This window comes from Rhizobium sp. Leaf306 (assembly GCF_001423425.1).
GTDB lineage: Bacteria > Pseudomonadota > Alphaproteobacteria > Rhizobiales > Rhizobiaceae > Neorhizobium > Neorhizobium soli.
Genome location: NZ_LMNX01000001.1, coordinates 550,533 through 572,049, shown reverse-complemented (window position 1 = coordinate 572,049; position 21,517 = coordinate 550,533). Strand labels below are relative to the sequence as shown.

Sequence of the window (21,517 nt, the reverse complement as noted above, 5' to 3'; positions counted from 1 at the left end):
ACGCCCGTTCAACCCCGAGATGCAACCTACCGTGTCAGCCGTTAAGCGTTGCTGAAGACCTGTTTTAGCGAATCATGCCGTCAAACAGCGGCAGGCCGATCAGGGCGGCGGATGCGATCAGGCAAAAGCAGATATGCCGGAACGTCGCCTCGCTCGCACGCCCGAACAGCCGTGAACCCGCGTAAAGCCCGATCCCGTAGCCCGGTCCTGCGATCAGCGCGATGAGCAGCACCTCGAACGTCAGGATGCCGCCGATCAGATACGACACGGACGAGATGACGCTGGCGAGCGCAAAATAGAGGACGAGGTTTGCCCTGACGACTCCCGGTGCCGTCGCGCCGCCAAGCCAGTAGGCAACGATCGGTGGTCCCGACATCTGCGCCGCACCGCCGAACAGGCCGGCAAGCGCCCCGACGCCGATGGTCAGCGGCGCCTTAGGCCGTCCGTGGTAGCGCCAGCCCGAGATCAGGAACACGAGAAGGCACAACACGACGACCGAGATGATCCAGCGCAGGGTGACGGAGGGAAGCAGCGCCAGCGCCGCCGCACCGACGGGCACGCCGACGACGGCACCCATCATCATCGTGAACACCTCGCGCCGGTTTGCCCTTCGCCAGCCGTCCGGCACCATCCCGAGCGTCATCACGCCATCGATAACCAGCAGCAGCGCCGCCGCGAGTTTCGGACCGATCGCCGTGCCTGCCAGCGGGACGAAGATCAGGGCGCCACCAAATCCCGAGAACCCGCGGGCAAGGCCGGCGATCATGGCGGCTGAGAACACGAAGGCGAGTTCACCCGGCGAATGGCCGGGAAGCCAGAGGCTGAACATGTCGGCAATGGGGGTGGAGGAGGGCATGGATCGGCTTGCACTGTTACAAAGCCGGCAACTGCAGGGATTTGGCCGAAAGTGTCAAGCCGTCACGCCGACGGGTTCAGAGCGGCAGGGGCCGCTCTCCCAGATGTTCAAACAGCCGCAGCAGATAGCCATCAGGGTCGGCAACAATGAACTGCCGATTGCCGACCTCATGATCGCCGCGGCGATACCACTTGTCTTCCGGTTCGAGCTGAAGGGGCACGCCCGCTGCCTGCAGCCGCGTCAGGATCGCTCCAGACGACGGAACCTCGATCTGCAGGTTCAAGCCGCGACCGAACGGATAGGCGGGGGACGCCCCGTCGGGCAGAGCAAAATCTCGGCCGATACCGATCTGGTCGATCATCAGTTGCGCCTGGCCAAGCGCCAGGAATGCAAACCCTTCGTCCGGACGGTCATAGACGATATCGAAACCGATCAGCTCGCAGTAGAAATCGCAGCTTTTGCGCCAATCGCTGACGGAGAGCTCGGGAACCAGCGCGTTGGACCGGTGCCGCGTCACGCCTTGGTGCCGCCCACCGTGACCTGATCCATCCGCAGATGCGGCTGGCCGACGCCAACCGGCACCCACTGGCCGCCCTTGCCGCAATTGCCGATGCCGGTGTCAAGCTTCAGGTCGTTGCCGACCATCGAGATGCGTTTCATCGCGTCCGGACCGTTTCCGATCAGCATCGCACCCTTGACCGGTGCGCCAATCTTGCCGTTCTCGATCATGTAGGCCTCGGTGCAGCCGAACACGAACTTGCCGGAGGTGATATCCACCTGTCCGCCGCCGAAGGAGACGGCATAGATGCCCTTCTTGACCGATGCGATGATCTCTTGCGGGGACTTGTCGCCGCCCAGCATGAATGTGTTGGTCATGCGCGGCATGGGTATGTGCGCATAGCCCTGGCGGCGGCCGTTGCCGGTTGGTGCGACACCCATTAGCCGCGCATTCTGGCGGTCCTGCATGTAACCAACCAGCTTTCCGTCCTCGATCAGGACGTTATAGGCAGAAGGCGTGCCTTCGTCGTCGACGGTGAGCGACCCGCGGCGGTTGTCGATCGTGCCGTCATCCACGACGGTGACGCCGGGGGCTGCCACCATCTCGCCCATCAGGCCGGCAAAGGCGGATGTCTTCTTGCGATTGAAATCGCCTTCCAGCCCGTGGCCGACGGCCTCGTGCAGCATCACGCCCGGCCAGCCATTGCCAAGCACCACGTCCATGGTGCCAGCAGGCGCATCGATCGCCTCGAGATTGACCAGTGCCTGGCGCAGCGCCTCGTCGGCGCCTGCCTGCCAGTTGCCGGTCGCGACGAAATCGCCAAACCCGATCCGGCCACCGGTGCCGAACGAGCCCGATTCCTGGCGGTCGCCGTCACCCACGACGACGGAAATGTTGATGCGCGTCATCGGCCGGATGTCCTGCACCCGGTGCCCATCGGCGCGCAGGATGTCGACCACCTGCCAGCTGGCGGCAAGGCTTGCCGAAACCTGCCGTACCTTCGGATCCTTGGCGCGCAGATAGGCGTCGATCTCGGTCAGAAGCTTGGCCTTGGCCTCGAAGCTCGGAGAACCGATCGGGTTCTCGTCGCCATAGTATTTCTTGTTGGTGCGTTGGGGCGCAGCCGCATAGGAGCCGGAATGGTTGGCGGTGACGGCGCGCACGGCATCCGACGCACGCGAAAGCGCGGACGCCGAAAGCTCGCCCGCATGCGCATAACCGACGGCCTCGCCGGCAACGGCACGCAGGCCAAAACCCTGGTCGGTGTTGAACGATCCACCCTTCAGGCGACCGTTGTCGAAGGAAAGCGATTCCGCCTGGGCATGCTCGAGATAGAGCTCGCCATCGTCAGCGCCTGACAGCGCCTGGCTCAGGATAGAACGCAGCTTCGTCTCGTCGCAATCGAAGAGAGAGATCAGGTCGGTGTTCATTGTTCTATGCTCCGCTTGCGCACGTCAGTGCATTCGGGACCGAAGGGCACGATCTGTGCGCCCAAGTCGAGATATCTGGAGCCCGATGTAGTTCCGGCAATCCGCCGAAACAAGCGTCTTTACGGAAGCGCGTCGTAGCCGGGGCCAAAACCGTTGAGCTCGATCGGGATGCCGACGCGGTCCTGATCAGCGGACTCGCGCAGCGCGAACACGGCGTTCTTGCCGGCGCGAAGGATGCGCATCAGCTCGTCGTCGATTTCCACTTCCACATAGCAGCCTTCCGAGAAGCAGCGGGTGAAATAGGCGCGGCCGATATTGTTGCTGTCGACATAGAGTTCCATGCCGTCCTTCAGAAGAACGCCAAGCGGGGCAAGAATGCGCAGGATGCGCGCCTTGCGGTCGGCGGTCTTGAGGACGACGACGGACAGGCCGACTTCGGGCCTATCTTCGGCGATCACGTTCTGCATCATCGCGCACTGCTCGACGGAGGCACCGGCCGGCTTGTCGCAGATGATCGACCAGGCGCCGTGGTTTTCCTTCACGTTGCCGGGCTGTGCCGGAGAACCGGGGGCAGGGCTCTGTGGCGCCTGCTGTGCATTCTGCCCGGTCTTCGGTGCGGCACCAGTCGATGGGGCAGGGGCCGATGGGGCAGGAGCCGGCGCGGAAGGAGCCGGTGCCGATGGGGTATTGGGAGTCGGCCGAGGTCCCGGCTGCTGCGCGACTGCGGGTAATGCGACGGCCCCCGCAAGCATCAAGGCAAGGCAGGCGCGAAGGCGGTAGGGACGACCCATGTAGACCTCTAAACGGACGAATCAGTGTGACTATTCTTGGCGGTCCTACGCCGAAATGAAAGGCCTCGCTCTCTTTTCAGCCGAGTACGGCGAAAATGGGACTTGAGAGGTTTGCGACCGTGCGGCGCCATCTCGTCAAGCAATGCCGCATGTTCCTGACGGCGCAGGCACTCGGCCGCATGCCGATAGGTTCAAAATGCCGCATGAGCAATGCCGCGCAGATATTGCGACGACCCGCAAACTGTGATTGAACCAAACGAGGCGCTTGAATTCCGCATGCCGTTCGATCGCGGGACTCGGGCGCATGGGAGAGAGGGTTTATCGTTATGTTGAGAGCTTACGCCGCAATGGCGTCGCTTATCTGTCTTTTCACGGCTTCGCTGGCCCATGCGGACCAGCCGAGGCCATGGCAGATGGATTTGCAGGCGCCCGCGTCACCGATCATGCACCAAATTCGCTGGTTCGAGCACTATACGCTCTGGTTCATCGTGCCGGTGACATTGCTCGTTCTGGTGCTGCTGATCATGGTTGCGGTCAAGTTCCGCGCCAGCCGCAATCCGGTTGCTTCGCGCACCAGCCACAACACGGTCATCGAGATCGTCTGGACCGTGGCGCCGGTGCTGATCCTGTTCTTCCTCGCCATCCCGTCCTTCAACCTTCTGAACGCACAGCTGGAAATTCCGGATGCGGACATGACGGTTAAGGCCACCGCCACCCAGTGGCAGTGGAACTACGAATATGAGGGTTCCGGCGAAACGCCCGTCGCCTTCGACAGCTACATGCTGAAGGATCCGGATCGCGCTGCCGCCGGCAAGACCGATATCGATCGCTATCCGCGGCTGCTCGCCGTCGACAACGAAATGATCATTCCGGTCGGCAAGACGGTACGCATGCTGGTGACGGCAGCGCCGTCCGACGTGATCCACGCCTTCGCCATGCCGGCCTTCGGCGTCAAGATCGATGCCGTTCCCGGCCGTCTCAACGAGACCTGGTTCAAGGCCGATCGCGAGGGGATGTACTACGGCCAGTGTTCCGAGCTTTGCGGCAAGGATCACGCCTATATGCCGATCGCCATCCACGTCGTCTCCGAGGAAAAGTACAACACCTGGCTTGCCCAGGCCGCCAGCGACCTTCCCGGTGCTTATAAAGCACTGGTCGCCGATGCCGGCACGGCCAAGCCCGCCGACGGCCTTGCCGTCGCTGCGAAGTAATCAGGAGGCTGACGATAATGGCCGGACATACCACTCATACGGATCCCCATGGCGCTCACGCCCATGATGACCATGCTCATGATGCCCACGCCCGCACGTCTCACGACGATGCGCATGCGCATGGCGACCATCATTCCCACACACCGGGCTTTGCCGCCCGCTGGCTGTTTTCGACCAACCACAAGGACATCGGTACGCTTTATCTGATCTTCGCGATCATGGCGGGCGTCCTCGGCGGCCTTCTGTCGGTTGCGATGCGCATGGAGCTGCAGGAACCGGGCATCCAGATCTTCCACGGCCTGGCGTCCATGGTCTACGGTTTCGAGGGTGATGCCGCGATCGATGGCGGCAAGCACATGTACAATGTGTTCACCACCGCGCACGCGCTGATCATGATCTTCTTCATGGTCATGCCGGCGATGATCGGCGGTTTTGCCAACTGGATGGTGCCGATCATGATCGGCGCGCCTGATATGGCCTTCCCGCGTCTGAACAACATCTCCTTCTGGCTGATCATTCCGGCCTTCCTGCTTCTGATGCTGTCGATGTTCGTCGAGGGACCGTCCGGTGCATACGGCGCGGGCGGCGGCTGGACCATGTATCCGCCGCTGTCGACCTCGGGTCATCCGGGTCCGGCCGTCGATCTGGCGATCCTTGCACTCCACGTTGCAGGTGCCTCGTCGATCCTCGGTGCGATCAACTTCATCACCACCATTCTCAACATGCGCGCTCCGGGCATGACACTGCACAAGATGCCGCTGTTTGCCTGGGCCGTTCTGGTTACTGCCTTCCTGCTGCTTCTGTCGCTGCCGGTTCTCGCCGGTGCCATCACCATGGCGCTGACCGACCGCAACTTCGGAACCACGTTCTTCTCGCCTGAAGGCGGCGGCGATCCGATCCTCTACCAGCACCTGTTCTGGTTCTTCGGTCACCCGGAAGTCTACATCCTGATCCTGCCCGGCTTCGGCATCGTCAGCCACATCATCTCGACCTTCTCGAAAAAGCCGGTCTTCGGCTATCTCGGCATGGCCTATGCGATGGTGGCGATCGGCGCGGTTGGCTTCATCGTCTGGGCCCACCACATGTACACGGTCGGTCTGTCGCTCGATGCGCAGCGCTACTTCGTGTTCGCAACGATGGTGATCGCGGTGCCGACCGGCATCAAGATCTTCTCCTGGATCGCGACGATGTGGGGTGGCTCGATTACCTTCAAGGCGCCGATGGTCTGGGCGATCGGCTTCATCTTCCTGTTTACCGTGGGCGGCGTCACCGGCGTCCAGCTCGCCAATGCCGGCCTCGACCGGTCGCTGCACGACACCTATTACGTGGTGGCTCACTTCCACTACGTGCTGTCGCTCGGCGCCGTATTTGCAATCTTTGCCGGCTGGTATTACTGGTTCCCGAAAATGTTCGGCTACATGTATAGCGAGAAGGTGGCACACCTGCATTTCTGGGTGATGTTCGTGGGCGTGAACCTGGTGTTCTTTCCGCAGCATTTCTTAGGCCTCGCCGGCATGCCGCGCCGCTATATCGACTATCCGGATGCCTTCGTGGGCTGGAACTACATCTCCTCGATCGGTTCCTACATCTCCTTCGCGGGTGTTCTGGTCTTCCTCTTCGGCGTCTGGGAAGCCTTCGCCAAGAAGCGTGTTGCCGGCGACAATCCATGGGGTGAAGGCGCAACGACGCTCGAGTGGCAGCTGTCTTCGCCGCCGCCTTACCACCAGTGGGAACAGCTGCCGCGCATCCGCTAAAGGCAGCGTTCCGAACAAGGGACATCGCGTGTGACGCGCGCTGTCCCGTGAAAATGCAAGGTTTTTAGGTCTCATGACAGTTATCGATGATCGCGACGCTCTCGGCAATGACGCAGGCCTGTTCCTGTCTGAAGCGGGCGCACGCGATTTCTTCGAACTTCTGAAGCCACGGGTCATGTCGCTCGTCGTCTTCACGGCGTTCGCAGGTCTCGTTCTGGCGCCCGGCACGCTCAATCCGGTTCTCGCTGCAATCTCGGTCCTCTGTATCGCGGTGGGCGCCGGTGCGTCCGGCGCGCTCAACATGTGGTACGACGCCGATATCGATGCCGTCATGACCCGCACCGCCAAGCGCCCCATCCCGGATGGTCGCGTGCGGCCGAGCGAAGCGCTTGCCTTCGGCCTGACGCTGTCGGTCTTTTCGGTGGCGATCCTCGGCCTTGCCGTCAACTGGCTGGCCGCCGGCCTGCTCGCCTTCACCATCTTCTTCTACGCCGTCGTCTATACGATGTGGCTGAAGCGCTCGACGCCGCAGAACATCGTCATCGGCGGTGCCTCCGGCGCCTTCCCGCCCATGATCGGCTGGGCCTGCGTCACCGGCGGCATTTCGCTCGACAGCGTCATCCTGTTCCTCATCATCTTCCTCTGGACGCCTGCCCACTTCTGGGCGCTAGCGCTCTACAAGATGCGCGATTACGGCTCGGTCGGCGTGCCGATGATGCCGAACGTTGCCGGCGAGCGTTCCACCAAGATCCAGATGCTCGCCTATGCGGTTCTGACCGCCGTCCTCGGCGTCGCACCCAGCTTCACCGGCCTTGCCAGCATCGGCTACGGCCTCTTTGCCGGCGTGCTGGGGCTGATTTTCATTGCCTGTTCCATCTCTGTCCTGCGCATGCCTGAGGGCGATGAGCGGATGGTGCCGGCGCGCAAGATGTTCGGTTACTCGATCTTCTATCTCTTCATCATCTTTTCCGCGCTGCTTGCCGACCACGCGGCAGCCGGTGTGGCGACCCTGATCGGAAGCCTTCTATGATTGACACCGTCAAGCTCAACGACGCCCAGAAAAAGTCCCGCCGCAACAGAAATGTGGCGCTGGGACTGGTCCTCGCAGGGCTGGTCGTCCTTTTCTACGTGATGACGCTGGTCAAAGTCGGCGGCGTCGGCAACTGACCCAGAAAGCTTGAGGAGGAGGCACATGGGAGGAGAGGTTCACGGGAATGGTCAGGGCAACGCCCAGCGGCCGGGCCATGGTCAGGCAAAGCGGGTCAGCAATGCCGCGATCTTTGCCGGTTGCGCTGTGTTCGTCACCTGCATGGTGGGCGCCGCCTATGCGTCCGTTCCGCTCTACCGCCTCTTCTGTCAGGTAACCGGCTATAACGGCACCACCCAGCGCAGCGAGCAATATTCCGATACGATCCTCGACAAGACCATCAAGGTCACGTTCGATGCCAACGTGTCGCCCGGCCTGAACTGGGATTTCAAACCGTCGAAACCGGTGGAACTGAAGATCGGCGAGACCGGGCAGGTGTCCTTTACCGCGAAGAACCGTTCTCCGGTGGCGACGACTGGAACCGCGGTCTTCAACGTCACCCCCATGGAGGCGGCGGTCTATTTCAACAAGGTCCAGTGCTTCTGCTTCACGGAACAGACGCTGCAGCCGGGCCAGACGATCGATATGCCGGTCGTCTTCTTCGTCGATCCCGAGATCGTCAAGGCGAACGAGACGAAGAACATCAAGACCATTACCCTGTCCTACACCTTCTATCCCGGCAAGGAGCCGCCGCCAAAGCCGGTTGCGGCCTTGCGGAATGAAGTGCAGGATACGGGCAGTAAGCTTTAGAATTGGCCCGCCGTTTTTTGGCGGGTGGAACACTTGCGGTAAGCACCCTTGGGAGGGGCAGGCATGGCAGAAGCGCACCAGAAGAACCACGATTATCATATTATCGACCCCAGCCCTTGGCCGCTTCTCGCCTCGATCGGCGCCTTCGTCATGGCGTTCGGTGGCGTCGGATACATGCGCTACCTGAAGGGTTCGGAATTCCACATTTTCGGCATGAACCTGGCAACGCCATGGGTCTTCTTCATCGGGCTCGCGATCGTCATCTATGTGATGATCGGTTGGTGGTCGGATACGATCAAGGAAGGCAATGCGGGCGCCCATACGCGCGTCGTGTCGCTGCATCTGCGCTATGGCATGATCATGTTCATCGCGTCGGAAGTGATGTTCTTCGTCGCCTGGTTCTGGGCCTTTTTCGATGCAAGCCTTTATGCCAACGAGGCAATCCAGGCGTCCCGAACACAGGTTCTCGGGGGACAATGGCCGCCAAAGGGCATCGAGGTTCTCGATCCATGGCATCTGCCGCTCTATAACACGATCATCCTGCTGCTGTCGGGCACCTGCGTCACCTGGGCTCACCACGCGCTGTTGCACAACGATCGCAAGGGCCTCGTCACCGGCCTGTCGCTGACAGTCGCACTCGGCGTGCTGTTCTCGTTCGTGCAGGCCTACGAATATGCCCACGCCCCGTTCGAATTCGCCAATTCGATCTATGGCGCCACGTTCTTCATGGCCACCGGCTTCCACGGTTTCCACGTTCTGGTCGGCACCATCTTCCTGCTGGTCTGCCTCATCAGAGCCATGAACGGCGGCTTCACCTCGGAAAAACACTTCGGCTTCGAAGCAGCCGCCTGGTACTGGCACTTCGTCGACGTCGTCTGGCTGTTCCTGTTCTTCTCCATCTACATCTGGGGCGGCTGGGGCGCACCGCTGGCGCATTGAGAACAAACGACACTTCGAAGGGCGGCCGATGCCGCCCTTTTTTGTTGCGAAAGTGTACCAAAATTGGTACAATGCGCCGTGATGACGGATTTGCCGAAAAAGATCGTCGGAAGGTTCTACGCGACCGCACACGGGCGCAGGCCGGTGCGCGATTGGCTGATGGATCTCACGAGAGAAGACAGGCGGCAGATCGGTATCGATATCCAAAGGGTCGAGTTTGGCTGGCCGTTGGGCATGCCCTATTGCCGCTCTCTCGGAAATGGACTGTGGGAAGTTCGGACCAACCTCTCCGGCGGGCGCATCGCACGGGTGATCTTTTTCATTCACGAGGGTGAGATGATCCTTCTCCACGGCTTTGAAAAGAAGACCCAGAAGACACCGGCTCAGGATCTTGACCTCGCGCTGGCACGAAAACGGGATGTGGAACTATGACGGAGCAAAAGGGCTATATCGACAGGACAGAGACTTTCGACGATTTCCTTGAAGCCGATGGCCTGCTGGAGGAAACCGAGACGATTGCCCTGAAACAGGTGATTGCCGACCAGTTACGGGCGGCCATGCAACAGGAAGGCCTCACGAAGACTGCTATGGCCGAGCGGATGAATTCCAGCCGTCAGCAGCTTGATCGATTGCTCGACCCGAACAATCCCTCGGTCACCCTTTTGACCTTGCGCCGTGCTGCGACAGCTGTCGGCCGCAATCTCCGTATCGAGCTGGTCTAGCATGCATCAGTTGACCGAGCGACAACCGGCCTCTTCAAGGCGCTCCCGCAGTCTTGTGCGCTCCATCGCCACGATCACCCTCATCCTCGCCTCGCTTGCCATCCTCCTTGCTCTCGGCACCTGGCAGATGGAACGCCTGCACTGGAAGGAAGGCCTGCTCGCCGATATCGCCGAGCGACGCAGCGCGGATCCTGTGCCGCTTGCAGACATCGAACGGCTCGCCGCAAGTGGCGGCGATATGGAATACCGCCGCGTCGCGCTGTCTGGCACATTCGACCACACGAAAGAGCGGCATTTCTTCGCCACGTTCCAGGGCCAGACCGGTTTTTACGTCTACACGCCGCTAATCCTTTCCGATGGCCGCGCAATCCTCGTCAATCGCGGTTTCATTCCCTACGAGATGAAACAGGTATCGACGCGCACGGCCGGCGAAGTCACGGGCGAGCAGCGGCTGACCGGCTATGCCCGCAGCCGTCTGGCGCAAAAGCCATCTTCTATCGTGCCCGACAACGATATCGCCAAGAACATCTTCTTTTGGAAGGATCTCGACGTCATGGCGTCGTCATCAGGTCTCGATCCGGCCAAAACCCTGCCGTTCTTTGTCGATGTGGATGCCCAGGTTCAAAATCCCGGCGGCTGGCCGAAGGGCGGCGTCACCCAGTTCTATCTCCCCAACAGCCATCTCCAATATGCCTTCACGTGGTACGGGCTCGCAGCGGCACTGGTGGCGGTCGTCATCGGCGCATGGTGGCGCCGTGCCAAGCCTGCGACGCCATAGCCGTCACTTTTTTCTTGGCGTCGCGAAGCGGGCTCGCCTATATGGGGGGCTGCAACGGCTTACGGAAGCGACATGAACATCCAGGTCACAAAACCGGCTCTCACGATCCGCCTCTGCGGTCCGCGCGGCTTTTGCGCCGGCGTCGATCGGGCAATCCAGATCGTCGTGCTGGCGCTGAAAGCCTATGGCGCGCCGGTCTATGTCCGCCACGAGATCGTCCACAATCGCTATGTCGTCGAAGGACTGGAAGCCAAGGGCGCCGTCTTCGTCGAGGAACTGGACGAGATCCCGGCCGAGCATCGCCAGCAGCCGGTCGTGTTTTCCGCCCATGGCGTGCCGAAATCGGTGCCCGAGGATGCGCAGGCCCGCAACCTGTTCTATCTCGATGCCACATGCCCGCTCGTCTCAAAAGTCCACAAGCAGGCGATGCGCCACCAGCGGCTTGGCCGCCATGTGGTGCTGATCGGCCATGCTGGACATCCGGAAGTGATCGGCACAATGGGCCAGTTGCCGGAAGGCACAGTCTCGCTCGTCGACACGATCGCCGATGCCGAAGCCTATATCCCCGCCGATCCTGACAATCTCGGTTACGTCACCCAGACGACGCTGTCGGTGGACGATACCGCGGGCGTCATCGCCAAGCTGCAGGAACGTTTTCCGAACCTGACGGCACCGGCCGCCGACAGTATCTGCTACGCCACCACCAACCGCCAGGAAGCGGTGAAAGAGGCAGCACCCGGCTGCGATCTCTTCATCGTGGTCGGCGCACCGAACTCGTCGAACTCCAAGCGTCTCGTCGAAGTCGCTCTGCGGGCCGGCGCCAGACGCTCGATCCTGGTGCAGCGCGCCTCCGAGCTGAACTGGGATGAGATCGGCCAGATCCAGACGCTCGGCCTATCCGCCGGCGCCTCTGCCCCGGAAGTCATCGTCGACGAAATCATCGAAGCCTTCAAGCAGAGGTTTTCGGCCGAAATCGAGCTTGCGATCACCGCCGAGGAAACCGAAAACTTCCTCGTCAACCGCGAACTCCGCTCCGTCCCCCTCACCATCGAAGACATGGCCTGGGTCAACGGCGAGCGCCCTCTCTCCGCTGGATGAACCGCTTCCGGCTCTAGCGAAGCACCGGCCAAGTCGGCGTGGACACTAGAAGCGGATCCTGATTGCGCCCTCAACAAGACACCAGACCATTACCGCTATAAAGAATACCGATTTCCAGATATCGACCGCGTAATCTATCGGGAATTTTCCGGAGATAGGAACCGAGTTGATCCACATGATGAAAATCGGAGCGATGACGACCAGCCATCTCATCTCCGCGCGACGATCCTCATCACGCAAGCTTCCGACAAAAGGGCGGACTTTGGTCTTTACCAGCGTCAGATGAAAGTATGCGACGGCAGCAACAGCCATGCTGCCAAAGGCAGCAAATGCGGGGCCATAGCCAAGCACTCGAGCGCATATCGTTAGAAATTCTAGTCCGACTATTCCGATAAGATAGACGTTAGTCAGACCCGGGATCAACATCGAATCACTCGCCAATTTTTCCGATTTTAAGCAGTACCGGTCGATGGTTCGCTATATTGTTTGTCTACGCCAGCATTGTCGGCGTAAATTTTTCCCGACCTGAATTTGGGGATATGTCTGCAAAATGTCTGACACCGCATCTATCGATGGTTTCATCGGTACCGATAGCCGTTTTTGAGTTCACGGCCCGGATTGAAGCGATCTGCCGGGGCAGATTTTCATCAGGGCAAAGGCGACCATTCGACCCCTTTTGAGCCAACAGCAGGCTTCAATCTGGCCAGTAAACGCTCTAGGAAGAGATCCAGCGCAACGATCATCAGCGGGACGAAATCTTGGCCGTCTATACCGATATCACCGAAATCGACCTGAACCGGTTCCTGGCCGAATATAATGTCGGGGAGCTCACGTCCTACAAGGGCATTGCCGAGGGCGTCGAGAACTCGAATTTCCTGCTGCACACAACCCGCGAGCCGCTGATCCTGACGCTGTATGAAAAGCGCGTCGAGAAATCCGACCTGCCGTTCTTTCTGGGCCTGATGCAGCACCTGGCCGATCGGGGTCTGTCCTGCCCGCTGCCTTTGCCACGCCGCGACGGGCAGTTGCTAGGCGAACTCTCGACCCGGCCGGCGGCCCTCATCTCGTTTCTCGAGGGCATGTGGCTGAGACGGCCGGAGGCGAGGCACTGCCGCGAGGTCGGCAAGGCGCTGGCGCAGATGCATCTGGCCGGCGAAGGCTTCGAGATCAAGCGCCCCAACGCACTGTCGTTCGACGGCTGGAAGGTCCTGTGGGAGAAATCCGCAGACCGTGCCGATGAGGTCGAAACGGGGCTGCAGGACGAGATCACCTCGGAACTGGAATTTCTCGCCGCCCATTGGCCGAAGGATCTGCCGGCGGGTGTCATCCATGCGGATCTGTTTCAGGACAACGTCTTCTTCCTCGGCGACGAACTGTCGGGCCTGATCGACTTCTATTTCGCCTGCAACGACCTGCTCGCCTACGACGTATCCATCTGCCTCAATGCCTGGTGCTTCGAAGCGGACGGCAGCTATAACGTTGAGAAGGGTATGGCGATGCTGGAAGGATATCGCAGCGTCCGGCCACTGTCTGATGCGGAGATCGCCGCATTGCCGGTGCTTGCCCGCGGCTCGGCCCTGCGCTTCTTCCTCACCCGGCTCTATGACTGGCTGACGACGCCCGAGGGCGCGCTGGTGGTCAAGAAGGATCCGCTCGAATACCTCCACAAGCTGCGGTTCCACCGCGGCATTTCCTCTGCTGCAGATTATGGACTGACATCATGAAACAGGTCGACATTTTCACCGACGGCGCCTGTTCCGGCAATCCCGGCCCGGGCGGCTGGGGCGCTATCCTGCGTTACGGCGAAACCACCAAGGAACTGTCCGGCGGCGAGGCCAAAACGACCAACAACCGCATGGAACTCATGGCGGCCATCAGCGCCCTCAACGCGCTCAAGGACACGTGCGAGGTCGATCTTCACACCGACAGCAAATACGTGATGGACGGCATTTCCAAGTGGATCTTCGGCTGGAAGAAAAACGGCTGGAAGACGGCCGACAAGAAGCCGGTGAAGAACGGTGAACTGTGGCAGCAGCTCGATGTCGCCAACCAGCGCCACAAGGTCAAGTGGCACTGGGTCAAGGGCCATGCAGGCCATCCGGAAAACGAACGCGCCGACGAACTGGCCCGCACCGGCATGGCGCCGTTCAAGAGAAAGTAGCGGTTGCTCTTGAGGGTGGTTTGCAGCAAAGGTGCGAAGCGGTTTCCCGTCGGGCATAGCGTTGAAGCAGGCTCCACGACGATTTCGCGCCATACAGAACAGCCATAGGGTGGACCCACCGATGATCCTTCATTGCGTCTTCATGCGCTTCAAGACTGCATTGCAGCCGGCAGAGAAGCAGGAAATCTACGACGCCGTTCACGGCCTCAAAACGCTCATTCCCGGCATTGTCGATGTGAAGTCCGGCCCGAACGCCTCATCGGAAGGCCTGAACGGCGGCTTCCTCGACGGCTTCATCGTCACCTTCGACACGCTGGAAAGCCGTGACGCCTATCTCGTCCATCCCGACCATATTACCGTCGCCGAACGAATTGTCGCCGCATCCGATGGCGGCGTGTCGGGCCTGATGGTTTTCGATATGGCAGTGTAATGGTTCGAGGCGGGCTCTAGCCCCTCGCAGCGTCTCATGCGCAATGGGAATGAGGGGCATGAGCCCCTCAAACGATCTCATGGAATACTAATTGACTTAGAGGCGTTCCAGCATCGCGTCGGCACCCGAGACGGTGGCCTGGCCAGGGCTTTCCTCGATGTCGAGTGACTTCACCACACCGTCCTCGACCAGCATCGCGTAGCGCTTGGAGCGCACGCCAAGCCCGCCGGCGGAAAGATCGGCATCAAGGCCCATCGCCTTGGTAAAGGCACCGTCCCAGTCGGCCAGAAAATGGATCTTGTCCATGCCGCCGGTCTGCTGTGCCCAGGCGCCCATTACATGCCAGTCGTTGACGGCAACGACGGCGATGTCGTCGACACCCTTGGCAAGCAGCGCGTCGCGATTGTCGAGATAGCCGGGCAGGTGGTTCAGTGTGCAGGTGGGCGTGAAGGCGCCGGGTACCGCAAACAGCACGACTTTCTTGCCGGCAAACAGCGCGTCCGTCGAGATCTCGACCGGGCCGTCAGCAGTCTTTTCCTTGAAGGTGGCACTGGGTAGTTTTTCACCGATAGCGATGGTCATGGGATCTCCTGTTGGCTTGAAGTTTGCCGTTCGGCGGAACTATAGGTCGCGGTCGGCAAGAGGCAAGCGAAGACGGGAGGAGGTTCAGTCGAAAACGATGGACGTCTCCATGGACCGACTGCCGCTGGTCGCCAGAATGCCCCACCGTTTGCCGCTGATGTCGTAATTGTCAGGCAATTTTCCCACCGGCATATCCAGCGTATAGGCATGACCCTGCCGCTTCGCATCGACGCTTTCAAATAGCACATGCCCCTCGGGACCGGTCACCACCACCTGCGGCGGCGCGGTCGCACTGTCCGGCAGCCGCAGCGTCAGCCGTAGAACCTTCCCGCCCTTCACCATCGCATAATCAGTCACGGTGAAATCGTTGGCCGGAGGCGAGGGGAGTGCGGCGCTGGCGGCGTTGAGGATCATTGCCTCTTCCACCGGCGTGCCCCGGACCGCTTTCATCGGCAGAGAGAATTCGGCCTGGAAGGGTATGCAGATATTGCGGCAAATGCCGATAAACGCGGAAACGTCGATGCTTGCCGCCCCCAACGGCAAGACCTGTGAGGCTTGCCCCGCCTTGGTCGGCTTGTCGAGCTTCAGCGCAAACGGAAATGCCACGGCGCGATCATAGCCGATGTCGGTAACGTCACCGTTGGTGATCAGCTTTGGAACCGGATAGGACATCGTCTGGGAGGTGATCCCGCTTTCGCGCGAAAATGTCAGTTGCGGCGGAATGCCCGCTTCACCCGGCTCTTTCCAATAGGTGATCCAGCCATCCTTCGGCTCGATCTGCAGAGCCCCGCGCACGGTTCCATCGGGCTCTGGAGGCATGGTGACGATCCGCATGCGGCCGCCCTCGTTGGTGGCCCAGGGCGTCATTTCCGCCAGAGCATCGGCCGCCGGCGTCTGCAATCCAAGGCAGACGGCAGCACCAAGCAACAGGTTTGCGGTTGTGGTTCGAATTGGGGTCAGGCTCCTCATCGCTCAGGGATTAACCGTTAAATGTTGAACGAACCAGCAGCGCTTTCGAAAAACAGGATCATTTTCCGTTGATCGCCACGGTTCGTGCCCCATGTTTCAGGAACGCTGCTGTGAAGCAGCAGCCACGGCACGCTCTCACAACCAGGCGGGCCCGGCCTTCAAAGACAGTCAGTACAGACATTTCAAACGGCCGCAGTTTTGCTAGAATAGGTTTCAAAGCGCTGCAGGTGGAGGCATGATGGCTTTTTCGCTTCTCTCGGGTGCTCAGGACGACGGCGGCAAGGGCGGTCGCGAACGCGGCTTTCTTGACGGACAGTTCCTGATTGCGATGCCGAGTATGCAGGATACCAATTTTTCCCGCACGGTCATCTATGTCTGCGCCCATTCTCCGGCCGGCGCCATGGGGTTTATCATCAACCGCTCCCAGGAAATTTCCTTCACGGAAGTGTTGCGGCACCTCAAGCTCTTGGACGAGCACGAGATCATTGCCCTCCCGCACGAATGCCGTGAGTTCCCGATCCTGTCTGGAGGTCCGGTGGAAACCGGTCGCGGCTTCGTGCTGCATTCCGACGACTTCTCGAGCGAGTCCTCCATTCCCGTCAGCGACGATATCTCGCTCACCGCCACGCTCGATATCATCCGCGCCATCTGTGACGGCAGGGGGCCATCACGCGCTACCATGCTGCTCGGTTACGCAGGCTGGGGTGCAGGACAGTTGGAGCGGGAGATTTCCAGCAACGGCTGGCTGAACTGCCCGGCCAGCGAAGATCTGATCTTCGGTACGACGCTGGAAGACAAGTACGAGCGCGCGCTCGCCTCGATGGGCGTGACGCCCGCAATGCTGTCCTCCGACGCCGGCCACGCCTGAATTTCTGAAATTCTTGAGCGATGCCGGAACGAACTGCCAAGGCTCGGAGTTCTCCTATTGCAAGACATCGAAAACGATGCCGCTAAGCTCAAGGAGAAACACTATGGGTAGCACCAGCGATAAAATTTCCGGAATGGGCAATGAAGTCTCCGGTAAGGTCAAGCAGGCTGTCGGCGACATGACCGACAACCACGAGCTGGAAGCCAAGGGCGCTGCCCAGGAAGCCAAGGGCGAAGCCCAGCAGGCCAAGGGCAAGATCAAGGAAGCCGGCAAGGACATCGTTGATCGCGCCTAAGCGATCCGAATCCGCCAAATCCAGAAACCTGTTCCGGTCCTACCGGGGCAGGTTTTTTATCATCCAGAATTCAGTTCACCCCAACTTCCACTTCGTCTAGCGGATCTGTCCATGCGCCTCTTCGACTGCGATCACTGCGGCCAACCGGTTTATTTCGACAATCGCAACTGCGTCCACTGCGGTTACAAACTGGCTTTCGTTCCGGAAAAGCTCGCCATCATGGCTCTGGAGCAGGACGAGATGGTTGCGGGTCCCGACGCCCCCGTGGCGGATCCGACCTGGCACCTGTTCGGTGACCTCGACAGCAAGGTGAGGCTCTGTGCCAACAGCAGCCTGGATATCTGCAACTGGACGGTCGTTGCCGAGGACCCGAACCCGTTTTGCCCGGCTTGCCGGCACAACCGCCTGGTGCCTGACGCCTCGACCGAGGAGGGGCTGGACCAGTGGCGCCGCATCAGCCAGGCGCAGCGCCATCTGTTCTATTCGCTGATGAAATGGAACCTGCCGCGCACCAACCGCGAAGAAGATCCGCAGGGCGGCCTCGTCTTCGATTTCCTGATCGACGAGATCCAGCCGGATGGAACGGTGAAGCCCGCCATGACCGGCCACGAAGACGGCCTCATCGCCATCCGCGCTGCCGAAGCCGACGACGCGACGCGCGAGCAGATCCGAATATCCATGAACGAGCCTTATCGCACGATGCTTGGCCATTTCCGCCACGAGACCGGCCACTACATCTGGGACAAGCTAATCCGCGACGGCGGCAGGACCGATGCATTCCGCGCCGTGTTCGGCGACGAGACGATGGATTATGCCGACGCGTTGCGCCGCAACTACGAAGAAGGCCCGCCGGTTGGCTGGCAACAGTCCTATATCAGCACCTATGCGAGCTCGCATCCGTGGGAGGATTTTGCCGAAACCTTCGCCCACTACATCCATATCGTCGATACGCTGGAAATGGCACGCGCCTACGGCCTGTCGATCGATCCGAGACGCCACGGCGAACTGGCGGCAGAAGTTGCGTTCCAGCCCTACGAGGCAGCGAGCGCCGAGCAGCTCGTTCGGGCGTGGATTCCGTTCAGCATGGCATTGAACAGCATCCACCGCGCCATGGGTGTGCCGGATCTCTATCCGTTCATCCTCGCCCCGGCGGTCACCACAAAGCTGCAGTTCATCCACGACATGATCCAGGAAAACCGCCGTCAGCATCCGGGCGCGACTTGGGAAGCCATGAGCGGCGCCGCGATGGCAACGGCTGTATGATCAGGCTCTATTCACGCGGACGGGCCTGACATCAGGCCTGTCAGGCTGCTCGAAACACTGGTGAGGCTTGGTTGACGAGAGCGATAGCCGGTCTCCCTCATCCTCGCCACAAGGCAAGATGAGGAAGTCGGAACTCAAGCCCGTTTCGTCAGCGGAAACCGTTCTTTCAGCAGTCGGCCAATCGCATCCGTCGTCGCCGGCGGGCCGAACAGGTAGCTCTGGCCGAAATGGCAGCCCATCTTGGCAAGTTCCGCCGCGTCTTCGTCGGTCTGGATGCCCTCAGCCACCACGTCCATCTCGAGCGCCCGCGCCATGGCGATGACCGAGCGCAGAAGCACTGCGCGCTTGTCGGTGGCATCGCGCACCAACGACTGGTCGAGCTTGATCGTGTCGAACGGGAACTGCGTAAGATAGCCGAGCGAAGAGTATCCGGTACCGAAGTCGTCGAGCGCGAGGCTGAGGCCGGTCTCTTTGAGCTTGGCCAGAACAAGACGCGCCTGCTCCGGGTTCTCCATCATCAGCGACTCCGTCAGCTCCAGCTTGAGCTGGCCCGGTGCCACCTGCGTCCTCTGCAGCAATGCCCGGACGTCATTGTAGAGATCGGCGTTCAGGAGCTGCGCACTCGAGACGTTGACGGATACGAAGATCGGCAGCGAACCGGTTTGTGCCTGCCAGGACGTGAGGTCTGAGGCCGCCCGTTCCATCGCAAAGAGGCCGAGAGGGCCGATCAGGTCCGACATTTCGGCGATCGGAATGAATTCGGAGGGCGGAATGCTGCCGCGTTTGGGATGTTCCCAACGCATCAGCGCTTCGAAGCCGGCAATCTCGCCATCCACAAGCCTGATGATCGGCTGATAGGCGAGTGTCAGTTCGCGTCGCTCGATGGCGCGGCGAAGGTCAGTTTCGATCTGCAGACGATCTGTACCGGTCGAGCGGAATGCCGGACGGAACGGTTCGACGCGATTGCCGCCGGCGCGCTTGGCCCGGTACATCGCCAGTTCCGCATCGGCGAGAAGTCCCGGGGCGCTTTCCTGCTGATCTACCCAGGAGGCTAGGCCGATCGAGGCGGTGAGCACGATCTCGCGGTTGGCAAAGTTGATCGGCACCATGATTGCCTTGGACACCGCATCGGCGAAATCCGCGACCTTGCCCGGGTCCCGCTCGGACACAAGGATGAGGCCGAACTGGTCGCCGGCAAGCCGTGCCAGCGTATCCTGAGGCTTCAAGAGACGACGCAGACGCCGCGTCAGCGCGATCAGAATGTTGTCGCCCGCGGCAATTCCGAGCGAGTCGTTGACCTGCTTGTAGCGGTCGATGTCGATCGCCATGACGGTTGGGCGCAGATGCCCGTCGCCGGGTGCCAGCGTCAGTACCGATTGCAGACGGTCGAGGAACACCTGGCGGTTCGGCAACCCGGTCAGGTTGTCATGCATCGCGTCCTGCAGCAGACGCTCGATCGAGTTCTTCTGCTCGGTCACATCGATGACGGTGCCGACGCAGCGGATGATTTCGCCGTTTGAGCCGAGCACCGGCCGTGCGCGGATCTGCAGCCAGTGAAAATGCCCATCTTCGGCACGGATCCGGAACTCGTGGTTCAGGCGCCCGCGGCGATGTTCCAGCAGCACGTCGAGCGTGGCGCGGAAACGATCGCGGTCATCGGGGTGAAGACGCGGCAGCCAGTTGCGCACCGGTCCGTGCATGGAGCCTTGCTCAAGGCCGAGCCGCGTCGAGATATCGGGCGTGGTCACCACGCGGTCGCGCGCCACGTCCCAGTCCCAGACGGTGTCGCCAGATCCGGTCAGCGCCAGCGATTGCCGCTCCAGATCGGAAAACAGTCCCTGCTGGTAAGCGCCACCGGCAAAGGCGTGCTGCATCACGGTGAAGCCGATCAGGAGAACGATCAGAACCAGTCCGCCGCCAAGCGCCGGCTGCACGATGTCGTTGTCCAGCTGGCCGGTGACCGTCAGCCATCCGCCGAACAGCCAGACCAGCAGCAGCGCCCAGGTCGGCACCAGAAGAATGGCGCGGTCATAGCGATTGAAGCCGAGATAGACGATCAGGAGGATGCCGACATTGCCCGTCAGCGCAAAGGACAGGCGGGCGATACCCGATGCGACGGACGGATCGTAGATCGCCACGCCGCCGAGGAGCACGAGACCCGCGACCCAGGCAAGCGTCGCATAGCCCAGATGCACGTGCCAGCGGTTGAGATTGAGATAGGTGAACAGAAAGATCACGAGCGACGAGGCAAGCGCCACTTCGGCTGCGGCGCGCCATATTCGCTCGTCCGACGATGTGACGCTGATCAGCTTATCGAGAAACCCGAAGTCGACGCAGATATAGGCAAGCACCGCCCAGGCAAGTGCCGCCGCCGCCGGCAGCATGGAGGTTCCCTTGACCACGAACAGGATCGTCAAAAACACCGCAAGCAGGCCGGCAATGCCGAGCACGATGCCCTTGTAGAGCGTGAACGAGTTGACCGAATCCTTGTAGGCGTCCGGTTGCCACAGATAGATCTGCGGCAGCGACGGCGTCGAGAGCTCGGCAACGAAGGTGATGGTCGCGCCCGGATTGAGCGTGATGCGAAACACGTCGGCATCGGGGCTGGCAATGCGGTCGAGCGCAAACCCTTCCGATGGCGTGATCGAGATGATGCGCTGCGAGCCGAGATCCGGCCAGAAAACCTTGGAATTCACCAGCCGGAAATGCGGCGCGACGATTACCCGCTCCAGCTGCTCCTCGGAAACGTTGGAAAGCGCAAACACCGCCCAGTCGCCCTGGTGCGACGGCGAAGATGCGCGCACCTCGATGCGGCGACGGATACCGTCGGCAGCAGCGGCCGTGGAAACCTGAAAGGCCTCGCCCTGGTTGGCGTAGATGTCGGTCGTGCGGGTCAGGTCGAGCGCGGTGTCGTCGCGCGAGATTTTCACCGGCTCGGCCGCCTGTGCAAACGTCGCCGCCGCAAGAAACATCAAGACAGCGGAAACAATTCCGAGAACCGACGGCAGGCGCGGCATGGCCGAGAAACTCATGT

The 21,517-nt window shown here is 61.0% G+C and carries 24 protein-coding genes; 16 read left to right on the top strand and 8 right to left on the bottom strand.

Annotation, left to right across the window (positions count from 1 at the left end; all coding sequences use genetic code 11):
• Window positions 1-64 precede the first annotated feature (64 nt).
• The 4 genes from ASG19_RS02760 to ASG19_RS24380 form a co-directional block, all read right to left on the bottom strand.
• Window positions 65-856 carry a sulfite exporter TauE/SafE family protein gene (locus tag ASG19_RS02760; RefSeq protein WP_062453635.1) on the bottom strand — a complete coding sequence of 264 codons (792 nt, stop codon included), beginning with the start codon at window positions 854-856 and terminating at the stop codon, window positions 65-67.
• A 76-nt stretch (window positions 857-932) separates the two neighbouring features.
• The gene (locus ASG19_RS02755; protein ID WP_062453634.1) at window positions 933-1,373 is read right to left on the bottom strand and encodes a VOC family protein; all 441 of its coding nucleotides are present in this window, start codon (window positions 1,371-1,373) and stop codon (window positions 933-935) included.
• Window positions 1,370-2,785, bottom strand: coding sequence for a metalloprotease TldD (gene tldD, locus ASG19_RS02750; protein WP_062453633.1), 1,416 nt, complete (start codon window positions 2,783-2,785; stop codon window positions 1,370-1,372). The genes ASG19_RS02755 and tldD overlap by 4 nt, the downstream gene beginning before the upstream one ends.
• Before the next feature lie 119 nt (window positions 2,786-2,904).
• Window positions 2,905-3,576, bottom strand: a complete 672-nt coding sequence (locus ASG19_RS24380) for an invasion associated locus B family protein (protein WP_062453632.1) — start codon at window positions 3,574-3,576, stop codon at window positions 2,905-2,907.
• Window positions 3,577-3,902: 326 nt separating this feature from the next.
• Between ASG19_RS24380 and coxB the strand changes: the two genes are divergently transcribed.
• The 10 genes from coxB to ispH all read left to right on the top strand — a co-directional run bounded on the left by coxB (window position 3,903) and on the right by ispH (window position 11,915).
• Window positions 3,903-4,787, top strand: coding sequence for a cytochrome c oxidase subunit II (gene coxB / locus ASG19_RS02740; RefSeq protein WP_062453631.1), 885 nt, complete (start codon window positions 3,903-3,905; stop codon window positions 4,785-4,787).
• Window positions 4,788-4,804: 17 nt separating this feature from the next.
• Window positions 4,805-6,541: a cytochrome c oxidase subunit I gene (gene ctaD / locus ASG19_RS02735; RefSeq protein WP_062453630.1), complete on the top strand. Its 1,737-nt coding sequence runs from the start codon at window positions 4,805-4,807 to the stop codon at window positions 6,539-6,541.
• 73 nt (window positions 6,542-6,614) lie between these two features.
• Window positions 6,615-7,571 (top strand): heme o synthase, encoded by a 957-nt coding sequence (cyoE, locus tag ASG19_RS02730; protein WP_062453629.1) that lies wholly within the window; start codon window positions 6,615-6,617, stop codon window positions 7,569-7,571.
• Window positions 7,568-7,708, top strand: a complete 141-nt coding sequence (locus ASG19_RS23785) for a hypothetical protein (RefSeq protein WP_062453628.1) — start codon at window positions 7,568-7,570, stop codon at window positions 7,706-7,708. The genes cyoE and ASG19_RS23785 overlap by 4 nt, the downstream gene beginning before the upstream one ends.
• A gap of 25 nt (window positions 7,709-7,733) precedes the next feature.
• Window positions 7,734-8,378, top strand: coding sequence for a cytochrome c oxidase assembly protein (locus tag ASG19_RS02720; protein WP_062453627.1), 645 nt, complete (start codon window positions 7,734-7,736; stop codon window positions 8,376-8,378).
• 63 nt (window positions 8,379-8,441) lie between these two features.
• Window positions 8,442-9,317, top strand: coding sequence for a cytochrome c oxidase subunit 3 (locus ASG19_RS02715; protein ID WP_062453626.1), 876 nt, complete (start codon window positions 8,442-8,444; stop codon window positions 9,315-9,317).
• An 81-nt stretch (window positions 9,318-9,398) separates the two neighbouring features.
• Complete coding sequence (locus tag ASG19_RS02710) at window positions 9,399-9,749, top strand: type II toxin-antitoxin system RelE/ParE family toxin (RefSeq protein ID WP_062453625.1); 351 nt, start codon at window positions 9,399-9,401, stop codon at window positions 9,747-9,749.
• Window positions 9,746-10,039, top strand: a complete 294-nt coding sequence (locus ASG19_RS02705; RefSeq protein WP_062453624.1) for a helix-turn-helix domain-containing protein — start codon at window positions 9,746-9,748, stop codon at window positions 10,037-10,039. The genes ASG19_RS02710 and ASG19_RS02705 overlap by 4 nt, the downstream gene beginning before the upstream one ends.
• Window position 10,040: 1 nt before the next feature.
• Complete coding sequence (locus ASG19_RS02700) at window positions 10,041-10,817, top strand: SURF1 family protein (RefSeq protein WP_156466395.1); 777 nt, start codon at window positions 10,041-10,043, stop codon at window positions 10,815-10,817.
• Between the two features lie 72 nt (window positions 10,818-10,889).
• Window positions 10,890-11,915 carry a 4-hydroxy-3-methylbut-2-enyl diphosphate reductase gene (ispH, locus tag ASG19_RS02695; protein WP_062453623.1) on the top strand — a complete coding sequence of 342 codons (1,026 nt, stop codon included), beginning with the start codon at window positions 10,890-10,892 and terminating at the stop codon, window positions 11,913-11,915.
• A 45-nt stretch (window positions 11,916-11,960) separates the two neighbouring features.
• Here ispH and ASG19_RS02690 read toward each other — a convergent pair whose 3' ends face one another.
• Entirely contained in the window at window positions 11,961-12,266 is a 306-nt protein-coding gene (locus tag ASG19_RS02690) for a hypothetical protein (RefSeq protein WP_156466394.1), read from the bottom strand.
• Window positions 12,267-12,673: 407 nt separating this feature from the next.
• Between ASG19_RS02690 and ASG19_RS02685 the strand changes: the two genes are divergently transcribed.
• From ASG19_RS02685 to ASG19_RS02675, 3 genes are all read left to right on the top strand, one after another.
• Window positions 12,674-13,639 carry a homoserine kinase gene (locus tag ASG19_RS02685; RefSeq protein ID WP_062453621.1) on the top strand — a complete coding sequence of 322 codons (966 nt, stop codon included), beginning with the start codon at window positions 12,674-12,676 and terminating at the stop codon, window positions 13,637-13,639.
• Window positions 13,633-14,076, top strand: coding sequence for a ribonuclease HI (gene rnhA / locus ASG19_RS02680; RefSeq protein WP_244476108.1), 444 nt, complete (start codon window positions 13,633-13,635; stop codon window positions 14,074-14,076). Before ASG19_RS02685 ends, rnhA begins: the two co-directional genes overlap by 7 nt.
• 121 nt (window positions 14,077-14,197) lie before the next feature.
• Window positions 14,198-14,506, top strand: a complete 309-nt coding sequence (locus ASG19_RS02675; protein WP_062453619.1) for a Dabb family protein — start codon at window positions 14,198-14,200, stop codon at window positions 14,504-14,506.
• 96 nt (window positions 14,507-14,602) lie between these two features.
• Here ASG19_RS02675 and ASG19_RS02670 read toward each other — a convergent pair whose 3' ends face one another.
• Window positions 14,603-15,088, bottom strand: a complete 486-nt coding sequence (locus tag ASG19_RS02670; RefSeq protein WP_062453618.1) for a peroxiredoxin — start codon at window positions 15,086-15,088, stop codon at window positions 14,603-14,605.
• A gap of 84 nt (window positions 15,089-15,172) precedes the next feature.
• Complete coding sequence (locus ASG19_RS02665) at window positions 15,173-16,015, bottom strand: protein-disulfide reductase DsbD domain-containing protein (protein WP_062453617.1); 843 nt, start codon at window positions 16,013-16,015, stop codon at window positions 15,173-15,175.
• 280 nt (window positions 16,016-16,295) lie between these two features.
• Between ASG19_RS02665 and ASG19_RS02660 the strand changes: the two genes are divergently transcribed.
• The 3 genes from ASG19_RS02660 (at window position 16,296) to ASG19_RS02650 (ending at window position 18,483) form a co-directional block, all read left to right on the top strand.
• The gene (locus ASG19_RS02660; RefSeq protein WP_062453616.1) at window positions 16,296-16,925 is read left to right on the top strand and encodes a YqgE/AlgH family protein; all 630 of its coding nucleotides are present in this window, start codon (window positions 16,296-16,298) and stop codon (window positions 16,923-16,925) included.
• A 103-nt stretch (window positions 16,926-17,028) separates the two neighbouring features.
• Window positions 17,029-17,220: a CsbD family protein gene (locus tag ASG19_RS02655; protein WP_062453615.1), complete on the top strand. Its 192-nt coding sequence runs from the start codon at window positions 17,029-17,031 to the stop codon at window positions 17,218-17,220.
• A 111-nt stretch (window positions 17,221-17,331) separates the two neighbouring features.
• Window positions 17,332-18,483, top strand: a complete 1,152-nt coding sequence (locus tag ASG19_RS02650; RefSeq protein ID WP_082471851.1) for a putative zinc-binding metallopeptidase — start codon at window positions 17,332-17,334, stop codon at window positions 18,481-18,483.
• Between the two features lie 134 nt (window positions 18,484-18,617).
• Here the strand turns inward: ASG19_RS02650 and ASG19_RS02645 are convergent, their stop codons facing one another.
• Entirely contained in the window at window positions 18,618-21,515 is a 2,898-nt protein-coding gene (locus tag ASG19_RS02645; RefSeq protein WP_062454815.1) for an EAL domain-containing protein, read from the bottom strand.
• Window positions 21,516-21,517: the final 2 nt, after the last annotated feature.